The organism is Streptomyces sp. 17_S59 (genome assembly GCF_056930295.1).
Genome location: NZ_JBXOWD010000001.1, coordinates 6,452,209 through 6,465,794, shown reverse-complemented (window position 1 = coordinate 6,465,794; position 13,586 = coordinate 6,452,209). Strand labels below are relative to the sequence as shown.

Below are 13,586 nucleotides of genomic sequence, written 5' to 3'. Positions count from 1 at the left end.
CACGGCAGGGCGGGCCCCCGGACGTCTGACGCGTCCGGGGGCCCGCCCACCGGATGAGGGAGACGACCGTCAGCAGCCCCGGCGGTCCTCGGTCAACTGACCATGGACGGTGCCCAGCGTCCGGTCGTAGCAGGCACCGGGTCCGAGCAGCCGGTAGTGCTCGCGGGAGACGCCCTGGGCATGCCGCTGCTCCCGGGGGACGTTCTGCACATAGGACGCATTACCGGTGAAGGTGTCGTCCAGTCGGCTCCAGCCGAGACGTTTCCCCGCCCGCACGGTCTGTGTGTCGGCCCGGTCGCCCATGGTCAGCACGGTGCGCAGCCGGTTGTCCGGGTCCACGGTGGTCACGCCCTCCATGCTGTAGTCGCGGTGGGCCGTGTTCACCGTGGCCGGTCCGCGGCCGGCGACCGTGACGGTCTCGTCGTCCGTCCAGCGGGCCCGCAGCCCGTCCGGATTCTCGCCGTCCTTCCAGCGGTGCAGCGAGGTGGCGGCGACCCGGCGGCCGACCGTGGTGGCGACCCGCCCGTGCGAGGTCTTCACATAGCCGGAGACGGTCAGCTCGTGCTCGGCGTCGGCCGCCACCCGGTGCCGGTCGCCGGGCTGGTAGTCGGCGGTGTTGCGCGGGGCGCTCTCCCGGTGCCTGGTGACCGCGCCGGTGACCACGGCCGACTTGGCGTCCTGCCAGACCAGGACGTTGACCGGGGTGTCCCAGCCGCTCTGCCCCTTGGGCACCCCGGCGACCTCGACCGATATCCGGTGGGCCTTGCCGTCGTTCAACTGCCCCGCGAAGGGCGTGAGGTCGTACTCCACCGGCCGGACGTCGAAGGCGCGCGGCCCGGGGATCACGTAGAAGAGGAACGGATTGGACCAGCCGCCGGTCCATACCGTCGGGTAGGGGGCGGCGATGCCGGCCAGTCTGCCGTCCACCGAGATGCGCACCTCCCGGTTGGGGCCGTCCTCGGACTTGCAGGAGTAGGGCGCCTTCTCCGGCACGGCGAGGTACCAGAACTCCTCGCAGCCGCCGCCCGATCCGGTGGCGTACACCTCCGCCACGATGCGCTCGGTGTTGCGCGGCGTGGTCAACTTCCCCTGGTACACCGCGCCTTCGGTCCGGGCGCCGTCCAGGGTGAGCACCCGGTCGGGGGCCGGTGCGGGCTTCACCCGGCCCTCGGCCTTGTAGAAGGTCAGCGTCGCCTTGACCTTGATGACTCCGGTGTAGGTGTCGTTCACCAGGTTGCCGATGAGCATCTCGACCGGCTGCGGGCCGCGCAGGGTGGGCGCGTAGCGGGTGACGTCCTTCTCCACGTGCCAGGTGATGCCCTTGGGCGAGGGCTCGGGTGTCGAGGTGCGCAGCACCTCGACACCACCTATGTGCAGATAGCCCAGGCGGTCGAACTGCCGCCCGGCCACGGCTCCTTCGAGCCGCAGGACGACCTTGCTCCAGCGGTTGCCGCAGCGCTCTGGTGGTGTGTAGGTGCCCCGGTAGGGCGTGTAGTCGCGGAACTCGGTGTCGGCGACGGTCACCGTGCACGAGGTGGTGTCCGGGACGGCCACGGGCGGGGCCGCAGTGACCGGGTCGTGCCAGGCCGTGCCGAACTCGGTGGGCGGGTCGGCGGCCGCGGCCGGGCCGATGCCCAGCGCCAGGCCGGTGGCCGCGGCGCACAGTACGAGAAGCAGTCGTCTCATGGGGCAGGAGTGAAGCGCTTCGTCGGGCGGCACACCAGTAGTCCGCTGGCCTGATCCGTGGCACCGGCGGGGAAAACCAGTTGAATTCGGCAGTCCGGTGACGCAAGCCTTGCACGGCTCCCCCCTCCACCCCCACATCCGCTCACCCCTCGTGAACCCGGGATGTCATGCAAATTCGCGATCTTCCGTATTCCGATCCGGGACGGCCGGACACCCGGTCGGGCCCGCGCTTCCTGATCTGGCTGGGCCGGAACCAGTTGGGCGGCCAGCTGAAGGCACTGTTCTGGGGCGTCGTCCACATGGCGTCCGTGGCGCTGTTCCCGCTGGCCGTGGGCATGGGCGTGGCGGCGGTCGTCGACCGGTCCGGCGCGCGGCTCGCGGTGGCGGGCGGCCTGCTGGCGCTGCTCGGCGGCCTCACCGCGCTCGGTGACACGATGCTCCACCGGGTCGCCGTGACCAACTGGATAACCGCCGCGGCACGCGTGCAGCAGCTCCTCGCGCGCAAGACGGCCGAGTTGGGGGCCACGCTGACCCGGCGCGTCGCCGCGGGCGAGGTGGTGGCGGTGTCGACGGGCGACGTCGAGAAGATCGGCTGGTTCGTGGAGGCTCTGTCGCGCTTCGCGGCGGCGGCGTTCACCTCGGTGGCGGTGTGCGTGGCCCTGCTGGTCTACCAGCCCGCGCTCGGCGTGGTGGTGGCCGTCGGCGTGCCCGTACTCGCCCTGGCCGTCCTGCCGTTGCTGCCGCGTGCGACGCGACGGGCCGACGAGCAGCGCGAGAAGGCCGGCCGGGCCACCGAGCTGGCCTCGGACACGGTGGCGGGGCTGCGGGTGCTGCGGGGCATCGGCGGCGAGGAGCTCTTCCTGAGCCGCTACCGCAGCGCCTCGCAGGAGGTGCGGGCGGCGGCCGTGCGCAGTGCCCGGATGTGGGCGCTGATCGCCTCGGTGCAGGTGGTGCTGCCGGGCCTGCTGCTGATCGCCGTGGTCTGGTACGGGGCCGGGCTGGCCCGGGACGGCCGGATCGGGGTGGGTGAACTGGTCACGGTCTACGGCGTGGTCACCTTCCTGCTCTTCCCGCTCCGGCAGTTCGAGGAGATCTCCATGGCCTACTCCTTCTCCCGCCCGTCGGCGGAGCGGGCGGCGCGGGTGCTGGGCCTGCGGCGCACCACCTCCCCGGAGGATTCCCCTGCGGGCTCCCCGGCGGACGGCGGCGAGGCGGTCGGCGCGGGCCTCACGGGCGACCTCTACGACCCGGCCACCGGCCTGCTGGCCCCGGCGGGCCTGCTGACGGCCGTCGTGTGCGGGGACCCGGACTTCGCCGGGCGGCTCGCCGACCGGCTCGGCGGGCACGCCCCGGAGGGCACGGCGGAGGCCCCGTCCGCGCTCCTGGGCGGAACGGCGCTGGACAAGGTGCCGTTGGCCGCGGCCCGCACGGCGGTGCTGGTCCAGGACAAGGACCCGGTGCTGCTCTCGGGCACCCTGGCGGAGCTGCTGGACGTGCCCTCCTCGGGGGCCGTCGGCCCGGAGGCCGCCCTGGCCGCGGCGCAGTGCGGCGACGCACTGGCCTCGCTCGCGCAGGCGTCGGCGGACGCGTCCGGTGACCCGATGCGGACCCGGATCACCGAGCGCGGGCGCTCGCTGTCGGGCGGCCAGCGCCAGCGGCTGGCGCTGGCCCGCTCGCTGGTGACCGATCCCGAGGTGCTCGTGCTGGACGAGCCGACCTCGGCGGTCGACTCGCACACCGAGGCGCGCATCGCCGACGGCCTGCGGGCCCTGCGGAAGGGGCGCACGACCGTGGTGTTCTCCTCCAGCCCGCTGCTGCTCGACCGGGCGGACCGCGTGGTGCTCGTCCGGGACGGCAAGGTGGCGGCGGTGGGCGCACACGGTGAGCTCGTGCGCTCGAACGCGGTTTACCGGGCGGTCGTCACCCGTCGGACGGACGAAGAACTGGACAGGGAACTCATGGAGTTCGGGAAAAGCGAGCACATCGGGGAGTCGGCATGATCGGCGTTGCGCCACCGGCGTACGACCCGGCCGCGCCGGAGTCGGCGACGACCCTGCCGGTCGCGGCGCCGGCCACTGTGCGGCGGTATGTGAAGGCCCTCCTGGGCAGGCACCGAAGGGCCTTCGCCCTGCTGGTGGGGGCCAACGCGATCGCGGTGCTCGCGTCGACGGCCGGTCCGTACCTGCTGGGCGGGCTGGTCGAGGACCTGTCGGCGGGAGCGCAGGATCTCCATCTCGGGCGTACGGCCGCCCTGTTCGCCGTCGCCCTGGCCGTGCAGACGCTGTTCACGTGGATGGTGCGGCTGCGCGGGGCGGTGCTGGGCGAGCGGATGCTGGCGGATCTGCGCGAGGACTTCCTGGTGCGGTCGGTCGCGCTGCCGCCGAGCGTGCTGGAACGGGCCGGGACCGGCGACCTGCTGTCGCGCATCACCACGGACGTCGACCGGCTGGCCGAAGCCATGCGGGAGGCGGTGCCCCAGCTGGCGATCGGCTTCGTCTGGGCCGGGCTGCTGCTGGGCGCGCTGACGGTGTCCGCGCCGCCGCTGGCACTGTGCCTGCTGGCCGGTCTGCCGCTGCTGATCGCCGGCTGCCGGTGGTACTTCCGGCGGGCGCCCGCGGCGTACCGCTCCGAGGCGGCGGGGTACGCGGCGGTCGCCGCGTCGCTCGCGGAGACCGTGGACGCCGGGCGCACCATCGAGGCGCACCGCCTGGGCGGGCGCCGGGTCGAGCTGTCGGACCGGCGCGTGGACGAGTGGGTGCGTTGGGAGCGGTACACGCTCTGGCTGCGGTCGGTGCTGTTCCCCGTGATCAATGTGACGCACGTGCTGCTGCTCGGCTCGGTGCTGATCGTCGGTGGGGTGTTCGTCCTCCAGGGCTGGCTCTCGGTGGGGCAGCTGACCACGGGCGCGCTGCTGGCACAGATGCTCATCGATCCCATCGGGCTCATTCTGCGCTGGTACGACGAACTCCAGGTCGCCCAGGTGTCGCTGGCCCGGCTCGTGGGCGTGCACGAGATCGAGCCGCACGCGGGGGACGGGCAGGTGCACCCGGAGGGCCGTGCCGTGCGGGCGGAGAAGGTGCACTTCGGCTATCCGACCGGCGGCGACGTGCTGCACGGGGTGTCCCTCGACATCCGGCCGGGCAGCCGCGTGGCCCTGGTCGGGCCGTCCGGTGCAGGCAAGTCGACGCTGGGGCGGTTGCTGGCGGGCGTCTACGCGCCGCGCTCGGGCGCCGTGACGCTGGGCGACGCCGAGCTGTCCCGGATGCCGACGGAGCAGGTGCGGCGCCATGTGGCGCTGGTCAACCAGGAGCACCACGTCTTCGTGGGCTCGCTGCGGGACAACCTGCTGCTGGCCAGGACCACCGCGGGGGACGGTGAACTGTGGGCGGCGCTCGGGGCGGTGGACGCCGACGGCTGGGCACGGGCCCTGGAGAAGGGCCTGGACACTGAGGTCGGCTCCGGCGGGCTCGCCCTCACTCCCGCCCAGGCCCAGCAGATCGCCCTTGCCCGGCTGGTCCTCGCGGACCCGCACACGCTGGTCCTGGACGAGGCGACCTCGCTGCTGGACCCGCGCGCCGCCCGGCATCTGGAGCGTTCGCTGGCGCGCGTGCTGGAGGGGCGCACGGTCGTGGCCATCGCCCACCGGCTGCACACCGCGCACGACGCGGACGTCATCGCGGTGGCGGAGGACGGCCGGATCAGCGAGCTGGGCAGCCACGACGAGCTGGTCGCGGCGGACGGCGCGTACGCGGCGCTCTGGCGCTCCTGGCACCAGTAGCCCGGGAACGGACGGGTGGCCCTGCCCGATGGCAGGGCCACCCGTCCGGCTACGCCGTCTTCTTGAACACCTCGATCAGGCTGGTGAAGCTGTCACCCGCGTGACCGGCCGCCAGACCGCGCCGGAAGACATCGAGGAGCGCGCCGGGCAGCGCGGTGTCGACGCCCGCGTCCTCGGCGGTGTGGACGATGTGCTCGACGCTCGCCTCGCCCATGGCGAGCTTGTCCACGTCGCCGGGGTGCTCGCCCTTGTCGATCCGCGGCGTGTAGAACGCGAAGAAGTTCGCGAGCGAGTTCGCGGTGGACGTGGCGTACGGGAGGAATTCCTCGGCCGGGATGCCGTTGGCGTCGGCCATGGCGAGGGCGTGCAGGTAACTGGTCATGGAGTTCCAGAAGATGACCATCTGCATCTGGTAGTACAGCGGGGCGAGCCCCGGGTCCTCGCCGCGATAGTCGGTGCCCGTCAGCACCTTCAGGGTGTCGGCGTGCGCCTCGAAGACGTCCTCGGGGCCGCTGTAGAAGGTCGCGGACTCCGGGTTCCCGATGCCCGAGGGCGGCGTCTGCACTCCACCGGCGAGATACCGGGCGTCGTGGCCCGCCGCCCAGCGGGCCGCCTCGCGGGCCTTCGCGGGCGTGTCCGAGCTGAGGTTGACGAGGACGCGCCCGGCGAGGGCGTCGACGGCGGGCTCGAGGACGGCATACATCGCGGCGTAGTCCGTCAGGCTGAGGATCACCAGCTCGTTGGCGGCCAGGGCCTCGCCGATCGTCGCCGCCCGCGTGGCGCCCTCGGCCGCCAGTTCGTCGGCCTTGGCCGCGGAACGGTTCCACACGGTCACGGGGTGGCCGTTCGCCAGGAACGCCCGCACCATCGCCTGCCCCATCGGTCCGAGGCCGATGACGGTGACCGACTGCTTGCTCATGAGAAAACCCCCTTCTAGAACGAACGCTCTATCTAGAGAGGAACGTAGCACACCCCTGGAACGAACGCTCTATCCGATATCCTGACGCGGTGAAGACCAAGCCGGAACACGACAAGTCGCAGCACGACGCAGACGACGCAGACGGCGCGGGCAAGGACGCCGACGCCGCCCTCGGCACCCGTGAGCGGGTCGTCCGGGCGGCCTCACGGCTGATGCAGCGCCAGGGGTACGACGGGACCGGGATCAAGCAGATCGCCCAGGAGGCCAAGGCCACCCTCGGCTCCGTCTACCACTTCTTCCCCGGCGGCAAGCAGGAGCTGGCCGTCGCGGCGGTCCACCACGGCGACCGGGAATTCGCCGGCATCCTGCGCGAGGCGCTGGAGAGCGAGCAGGATCCGGCCGATGCGGTCGTCGCCTGCACCCGGGTCCTCGCCGAGGGGCTGCGGGCGTCCGACTGGATCGACGGCTGCCCCGTCACGGCCACCGCCCTGGGGACGGCAGGCCGAGCCCCCGACATCCAGCAGGCCGCCGCCGAGGCCTTCGCGAACTGGCGGAACCTCGTCGCCGAGCGACTGCGCCGCGCCGGTATCGACGAGACCGACGCCCTCGACCTGGCGCACACCGTGATCAACACGCTGGAGGGGGCGGAGCTGTCCGCCCAGGTCTCCCGGAGCGAGGAGCCACTGCGGATCGCGGGCGAGCATCTCGCCCGGCTGATCGACTGCTACCGGAGATGACTCTCACCGGGACCGGAGACGACGGTCGACCGAAGCGACCGGCGCCTCCGAGCCCGTGAACTGCGGAGCCGACACCAACCGGCCCGCCAGAGAGTGACCCTCCTCACATCTCAGACGAACTCCAGGGCCCCGAGCCCGGCGATGCCTCCGAGCACCATGAAGGCGGGCATGAGGACCTTCACCTCCACCCAGCTGCCCGCGCGGAAGCGCATGCCCTTCGGCGGGCCGAGCGGGTACCAGCGCTTGCGGCCGATGGGTATCGGCCACAGGATCGGGCACCCGGAGACGGTGAGCGCATCCCCGATGTCGTGCACGAGTGCGCCGAGCACTATGGGGAGCCCCAGCCACAGGTATTCCTGCCCCGGCCCGTCGAACATCCAGTCGGCGCCATTGCCCGGCCGGTCCAGCACTCCGGCGAGGATCCATGCACCCGCGGCACCGAGCAGCCACACCAGCACGTCGCTGGACGTGCGGGCCGCCCGCCACAACAGCCCCTCGATGGCGAGCACCAGGTGGACGAAGAGAATGCCCAGCACGGCCCAGCGACCGCCGGTCATCGCCAGCGCCGCGGCCCCGGCCCCTATGAGCAGCGCCCACAGGGCGGTGTGGGTGAGCGTGCGGTGCCCGCCGTTGCGCCGGGGGTCGCCCTTCGCCCGGGTGGCCTTGTACACGGCGTGCGACAGCTTGTCGATCACTTCGCAGAGCATCCGCGATATCGGGCCGAACGCACGGGATATCGTCGCCGACTTGTGATCGAGGTCGGGGGCCAGCGCGGCACCGGCACAGATCAGTGCGCCGACGACGAGTACGGGCCAGGGCATCGGGTGGCCCGACCCGGCGGCCGCCGCGCCCACGCACAGCCACGCCGCCGCCCCCGACAGCGAGTGCGCCGGTCCCATCATGATGCTCTCCACCCCTCGATCGGTGGCGCCGCTCCTTCCTGACGCCGGGTCGGCCACTCAGCGTAATGCCGGAATGATCATCGTTCGACCGGCCGGTTCCCTGATCCGGCCGTGGGCCAGGCAGTATGGGGGTGTGACCCTTATCGATCAGATGCCGAGCCATGCCGACCCCGATGCCCTTTTCGAAGCTTTCTCGACCTGGGCCGAGGAGCGGGGCATCACGCTGTACCCCGCGCAGGAGGAGGCGCTGATCGAGGTGGTCTCCGGGGCGAACGTGATCCTCTCGACGCCGACCGGCTCGGGCAAGAGCCTCGTCGCGGCGGGAGCGCACTTCACCGCACTGGCCAACGACCAGGTGACCTTCTACACCGCGCCGATCAAGGCACTGGTCTCGGAGAAGTTCTTCGACCTCTGCAAGATCTTCGGCACCGAGAACGTCGGCATGCTCACCGGTGACGCCTCGGTCAACGCCGACGCCCCCGTCATCTGCTGCACGGCCGAAGTGCTCGCCTCCATCGCGCTGCGGGACGGCAAGGACGCCGACATCGGCCAGGTCGTCATGGACGAGTTCCACTTCTACGCGGAGCCGGACCGGGGCTGGGCGTGGCAGATCCCGCTGCTGGAGCTGCCGCAGGCGCAGTTCATCCTGATGTCCGCGACGCTCGGCGACGTCTCGCGGTTCGAGGAGGACCTGACCCGGCGCACCGGGCGGCCCACCGCCGTGGTGCGCTCCGCGACCCGGCCCGTGCCGCTGTCGTACGAGTACCGCGCGACGCCCCTGACCGAGACCCTCACCGAGCTGCTCCAGACACAGCAGGCGCCGGTGTACATCGTGCACTTCACCCAGGCGGCCGCCGTCGAGCGGGCGCAGGCGCTGATGAGCATCAACATGTGCTCGCGCGAGGAGAAGGACGAGATCGCCAAGCTGATCGGCAATTTCCGCTTCACCACCAAGTTCGGCCGGAACCTCTCGCGCTACGTGCGCCACGGCATCGGCGTGCACCACGCGGGCATGCTGCCGAAGTACCGGCGGCTCGTGGAGCGGCTGGCCCAGGCCGGTCTGCTGAAGGTGATCTGCGGCACGGACACCCTCGGCGTGGGCGTCAACGTGCCGATCCGCACGGTGCTGTTCACCGCTCTCACCAAGTACGACGGCCAGCGGGTGCGGACGCTGCGGGCGCGGGAGTTCCACCAGATCGCCGGGCGGGCCGGGCGGGCCGGGTTCGACACGGCGGGCTTCGTCGTCGCCCAGGCGCCCGACCACGTCGTCGAGAACGAGAAGGCGCTGGCGAAGGCGGGCGACGACCCGAAGAAGCGCCGCAAGGTGGTCCGCAAGAAGGCGCCGGAGGGCTTCGTCAACTGGACCGAGAACACCTTCGAGAAGCTCATCGCCTCCGAGCCCGAGCAGCTCACCTCCCGCTTCCAGGTGACGCACGCGATGCTGCTGGCGGTGATCGCCCGGCCGGGCAACGCCTTCGAGGCGATGCGCAGGCTGCTGGAGGACAACCACGAGCCGCGCCGGAACCAGCTGCGGCACATCCGCCGCGCCATCGCGATCTACCGCTCGCTGCTGGACGGCGGTGTGGTGGAGCGGCTCGACGAGCCGGACGCCGAGGGCCGGATCGTGCGGCTGACAGTGGACCTCCAGTCGGACTTCGCGCTGACCCAGCCGCTGTCGACCTTCGCGCTGGCCTCCTTCGAACTGCTCGACCCGGAGTCGCCCTCCTACGCCCTGGACATGGTGTCCGTGGTGGAGTCGACGCTGGACGACCCGCGGCAGATCCTGGCGGCGCAGCAGAACAAGGCGCGCGGCGAGGCCGTGGCGGCGATGAAGGCGGAAGGCGTCGAGTACGAGGAGCGCATGGAGCGGCTGATGGACGTCGGCTACCCCAAGCCCCTGGAAGAGCTGCTCTCGCACGCCTACGCCGTCTACCGCAAGAGCCACCCGTGGGTCGGCGACCATCCGCTGTCGCCGAAGTCGGTCATCCGCGACATGTACGAGCGCGCCATGACCTTCACGGAGTTCACCTCCTTCTACGACCTCGCCCGGACCGAGGGCATCGTGCTGCGCTACCTGGCCGGCGCGTACAAGGCGCTCGACCACACCGTGCCGGACGACCTCAAGTCCGACGACCTCGAGGACCTGATCGCCTGGCTCGGGGAGATGGTGCGCCAGGTCGACTCCAGCTTGCTGGACGAGTGGGAGCAGCTGGCCAACCCCGAGGAGGAGTCCGCGGAGGAGGCCCAGGACCGCGCCGACCAGGTCAAGCCGGTCACCACGAACGCCCGGGCGTTCCGCGTGCTGGTGCGCAACGCGATGTTCCGCCGCGTCGAGCTGGCGGCCCTGGACAAGGTGGCCGAGCTGGGCGAGATGGACGCCGACTCCGGCTGGGACGAGGACCGCTGGGCCGATGCCCTGGACGCCTACTGGGACGAGTACGAGGAACTGGGCACCGGCCCCGACGCGCGCGGTCCGAAGCTGCTGCGGATCGAGGAGCACCCGGAGGACGGGCTGTGGCGTGTCCGGCAGACCTTCGCGGACCCGCGCGGCGACCACGACTGGGGCATCTCCGCCGAGGTGGACCTCGCCGCCTCCGACGAGGAGGGCCGCGCGGTGGTCCGGGTCACGGACGTCGGCCAGCTCTAGGGGGTGCCCCGCCGGGGCGGCCGGGCCCGCGGCTACTTCCGGTGCCACAGCCGCCTCCAGAGCACTGCCAGGCCACGTCGGCACTGGGGACGCACGGCCTCGGGAGCTTCGGCACCCGAGGCCGCGGCACTTGGGGCTGCGGTACTTGGGGCTGCGGCAACGGCCCCGGCAGCGGCTCCCGCCGCCCGGACCGGCGGCACCGGCGCGGGCCGGAGGGCCCGGGCCTCCGCCAGTGCGACAGTCAGGCAGAGGCGGTACCAGTCGATCTCGTCCTGCTCCTCCGCCAGCAGCAGCCCGGCAGTGACTTCCTGGGCCGATGCCGTGCCCGTGCGGAGCGGGGCGAGGGCCGGTCGCAGCGTGCCCAGGTACGCCCGCTCCGCGGGGTCCGGCACGGCGTCGGCCAGGTCTTCGGGGCCGAGGACGGCGGCCTGGACGGCTGCCCGCTCCCAGGGGTCCTCGGTCTGGGCCGACAGCTGATCGAGCCGCCGGGCGCGCCAGCCGCGGGCCCGGCGGTCGGGGTGTCTCTCCAGCGCCTCGCGCAGCGGGTCGGGCGTCCGGCCCGTCAGCATCCCGGGGTTGCGGTCGGCGAACTCCACGAGGTCCGCGGCCAGGTAGTGCCAGACGAGGGCGCGGTAGCGGTTGACGTAGAAGCGCACGGGAGCGAAGCAGCCGCCCCGGGCCAGGCGGGTGAACCGGGCGGGGCTGATGCCGAGCAGGTCGGCGCCCTCTGCCGTGCCGACCACCCACAACCGGGCGCGCAGGGACTCCGGGAAGCCCTCGGCGCTCCGGTGCCGCTCGACCTCCTCGCGCGCGACCCGTCGCCGGCCGGCCGGGTCCCACCCGACGGTCCGCACTTCCCCCAGCTGCACGGCCAGCTCGAACTCGCGCGGCCTCAGCCCCAGTTCCCGGGCTGCCCGCACCAGCGGGACACTCTGCTCCGCCGCACCCCTCGTGCGGCACTGCTCCACCACCATGACACTCCCCCGCCACCATTCGATTACCGACAGTGACGAAGATAGCGGTGGGGTACGACACCGCGTCAGGCCTGTGGATAACTTCCGGGCGCCTCCGGCGAATCCGGCGCCTCCCCCGGGCGCCCGGCGACCTCGTTGACCAGCACGGTCATCTCGTAGGCGACCTGGCCGATATCGGCCTCCGCGCCGCCGAGCACGCACAGGCAGCTCTCCTCGCCGGCGGCGGTCACGAACAGGACGCCCTCGTCGAATTCGACCATGGTCTGCCGCACCCGCCCCGCCCGGAACTGCCGGCCGGTCCCCCGGGCGAGGCTGTGCAGCCCCGACGCGACCGCCGCCAGGTGCTCGGCGTCCTCCCGTTCCAGATTCGCGCTCGCCCCCGTCACCAGACCGTCGTTGGACAGGACGAGCGCGTGGCGTATCTCCCCGACGCGCTCGGTCAGGTCGTCCAGAAGCCCCTCGAGTTCCTTGCCGATGGCCATACCGCCTCCCCGTTCCCCGAATTCCCGGAACTGCCGTGCAAGCCTTGCTCACCTCGGTGCTCCCGGCAACCCGCCCGGCCCCTCGGCACACGCCTGTTGGCCAGTCGGCACACGATGCGGACACGACAGCCTCCGGATGTGCCCGGGGAAGGCCGGACGGCTCACTCCGCGACGGACTCCCCCTGCTGTCCGTGGAGGACGGGGCACGTGGCGCCACGGCTCGGGAAGGTGCCGAGTCCGGTGACGGTGTAGCCGTTCGGGTAGCCCTTGATCTCCGGGTTCTGGCGGGCGTAGTGCGGGGTGCGCCGGGGCGGTAGCAGCCGGACGGCCCGGGCGCGGGCGCGGAGGGAGCCGCGGACCAGGGCACGGGTAGCCGGGTGCGGCGGCTCGTAGCGGAACGCGTTCAGCAGCGCGTCGTCCAGCAGGGCCATGCTCGTTCCGCGCAGGAGGGGGGCGAGGGGCTTGGGATACCAGGAGGCCATGAGGTCGAGAGTGGCGTCCGAGACGCGCCGGCCTTCCTCGGTCCAGCCGAAGTGGGCATCCTCGTACGCGTCGAGGCAGCGTTCGAAGTCGGCGTAAGTATCGGGAATATCCTGGATGCCCATGTGCCGGCCGAGCGTGCGGTAGTACGCGGCCATGGCACGCCGTTCATGGTCGGACAGGCGCCGCCAGCCGTAGCTGTCGATCCACCTGCCGGGAATCACCACGAAGGTGCACAGGACGTACCGCATGTCGTCGTTGCTGATGTCGTAGCTGTGGTGCATCTGGTTGATCCGGCGGATCGCCGACCGCCCGGTCTCGCTGTCGAAGCCGTGCTCGAGCACCGCGTCGAGCAGCAGCGCGGTGTCGTCGTAGCGCTTCTGCGGACGGCCCGTGAACTCCCCGGTCCCGCCGAGCAGGCGCCCGATGCTCGGCACGGCGTACGTGCGGTAGAGCGCCAGCTCAAGTGCGCGCGTGATGTCCCAGGGGAACTCGAGAGTCGACGTGATCCGGTAGACGCGCAGGAAATCGCGCTCGGGATCGAGCCGCCGGATTTCCCTGAGCCAGTCGTAACGCTTCACTGCGCGGTCTCCCCTTCGTTCGTCGGAGGTTCAACTCTACGAGCGCCGGGCACACTTGAACGACCGCAGGAAGTGCCGCTCGACGGGGCAGGTGATCCGCGTGTTCGACAAACTCCGCAAACGTCTGGAAGGGGACCGCCAAGCCACGGCCCCCCGAGTCGCCCCGGGCCACCCCGGCGACCGACGACACAACCTCTTCGAGGCGGCGGCGGTCTACGTGGCCGCGTGCGCCGAGAACGACACCGACCGGAGCGCCGAAGCGGCCCGGTGGGTCTCGCCGGAGGCCCTCAGCTTCGGCATAAACGAACTCGCCTGCCGGGCCGTCATAGCCCTGGCGCGCGAGCACGACCAGTCGCCGCAGACAGTGACCCGCACCCTGCTCGGCCTCCCCGCGGCCTGA

Annotated in this window: 11 protein-coding genes; 5 read left to right on the top strand and 6 right to left on the bottom strand. The window is 71.9% G+C overall.

The features are described 5' to 3' along the window. Positions 1–69 precede the first annotated feature (69 nt). Positions 70–1,686, bottom strand: coding sequence for a peptide-N4-asparagine amidase (locus AC1Z4A_RS29210; RefSeq protein WP_483682863.1), 1,617 nt, complete (start codon positions 1,684–1,686; stop codon positions 70–72). A 167-nt stretch (positions 1,687–1,853) separates the two neighbouring features. Between AC1Z4A_RS29210 and AC1Z4A_RS29205 the strand changes: the two genes are divergently transcribed. Next, on the top strand, positions 1,854–3,686 hold the full coding sequence (locus AC1Z4A_RS29205) for an ABC transporter transmembrane domain-containing protein (RefSeq protein WP_483682862.1): 1,833 nt from the start codon (positions 1,854–1,856) through the stop codon (positions 3,684–3,686). Continuing rightward, positions 3,683–5,464, top strand: coding sequence for an ABC transporter ATP-binding protein (locus tag AC1Z4A_RS29200; protein ID WP_483682861.1), 1,782 nt, complete (start codon positions 3,683–3,685; stop codon positions 5,462–5,464). Before AC1Z4A_RS29205 ends, AC1Z4A_RS29200 begins: the two co-directional genes overlap by 4 nt. Before the next feature lie 49 nt (positions 5,465–5,513). Here the strand turns inward: AC1Z4A_RS29200 and AC1Z4A_RS29195 are convergent, their stop codons facing one another. Continuing rightward, positions 5,514–6,383: an NAD(P)-dependent oxidoreductase gene (locus AC1Z4A_RS29195; RefSeq protein WP_483682860.1), complete on the bottom strand. Its 870-nt coding sequence runs from the start codon at positions 6,381–6,383 to the stop codon at positions 5,514–5,516. A gap of 212 nt (positions 6,384–6,595) precedes the next feature. Here AC1Z4A_RS29195 and AC1Z4A_RS29190 point away from each other — a divergent pair, with 212 nt between their 5' ends. Beyond that, on the top strand, positions 6,596–7,120 hold the full coding sequence (locus AC1Z4A_RS29190) for a TetR/AcrR family transcriptional regulator (protein ID WP_483683769.1): 525 nt from the start codon (positions 6,596–6,598) through the stop codon (positions 7,118–7,120). A gap of 110 nt (positions 7,121–7,230) precedes the next feature. On the opposite strand, the gene AC1Z4A_RS29185 is transcribed toward AC1Z4A_RS29190, so the two are convergent. Then, positions 7,231–8,022: a metal-dependent hydrolase gene (locus tag AC1Z4A_RS29185; RefSeq protein ID WP_483682859.1), complete on the bottom strand. Its 792-nt coding sequence runs from the start codon at positions 8,020–8,022 to the stop codon at positions 7,231–7,233. A gap of 133 nt (positions 8,023–8,155) precedes the next feature. Here AC1Z4A_RS29185 and AC1Z4A_RS29180 point away from each other — a divergent pair, with 133 nt between their 5' ends. Beyond that, on the top strand, positions 8,156–10,669 hold the full coding sequence (locus AC1Z4A_RS29180) for a DEAD/DEAH box helicase (protein WP_483682858.1): 2,514 nt from the start codon (positions 8,156–8,158) through the stop codon (positions 10,667–10,669). A 32-nt stretch (positions 10,670–10,701) separates the two neighbouring features. On the opposite strand, the gene AC1Z4A_RS29175 is transcribed toward AC1Z4A_RS29180, so the two are convergent. The 3 genes from AC1Z4A_RS29175 to AC1Z4A_RS29165 all read right to left on the bottom strand — a co-directional run bounded on the left by AC1Z4A_RS29175 (position 10,702) and on the right by AC1Z4A_RS29165 (position 13,186). Continuing rightward, entirely contained in the window at positions 10,702–11,643 is a 942-nt protein-coding gene (locus AC1Z4A_RS29175; RefSeq protein WP_483682857.1) for a DUF6397 family protein, read from the bottom strand. Between the two features lie 65 nt (positions 11,644–11,708). Next, complete coding sequence (locus tag AC1Z4A_RS29170; protein ID WP_483682856.1) at positions 11,709–12,125, bottom strand: roadblock/LC7 domain-containing protein; 417 nt, start codon at positions 12,123–12,125, stop codon at positions 11,709–11,711. A gap of 161 nt (positions 12,126–12,286) precedes the next feature. Then, the gene (locus AC1Z4A_RS29165) at positions 12,287–13,186 is read right to left on the bottom strand and encodes an oxygenase MpaB family protein (RefSeq protein ID WP_483682855.1); all 900 of its coding nucleotides are present in this window, start codon (positions 13,184–13,186) and stop codon (positions 12,287–12,289) included. A 124-nt stretch (positions 13,187–13,310) separates the two neighbouring features. Between AC1Z4A_RS29165 and AC1Z4A_RS29160 the strand changes: the two genes are divergently transcribed. Further along, complete coding sequence (locus AC1Z4A_RS29160) at positions 13,311–13,586, top strand: hypothetical protein (protein WP_483683768.1); 276 nt, start codon at positions 13,311–13,313, stop codon at positions 13,584–13,586.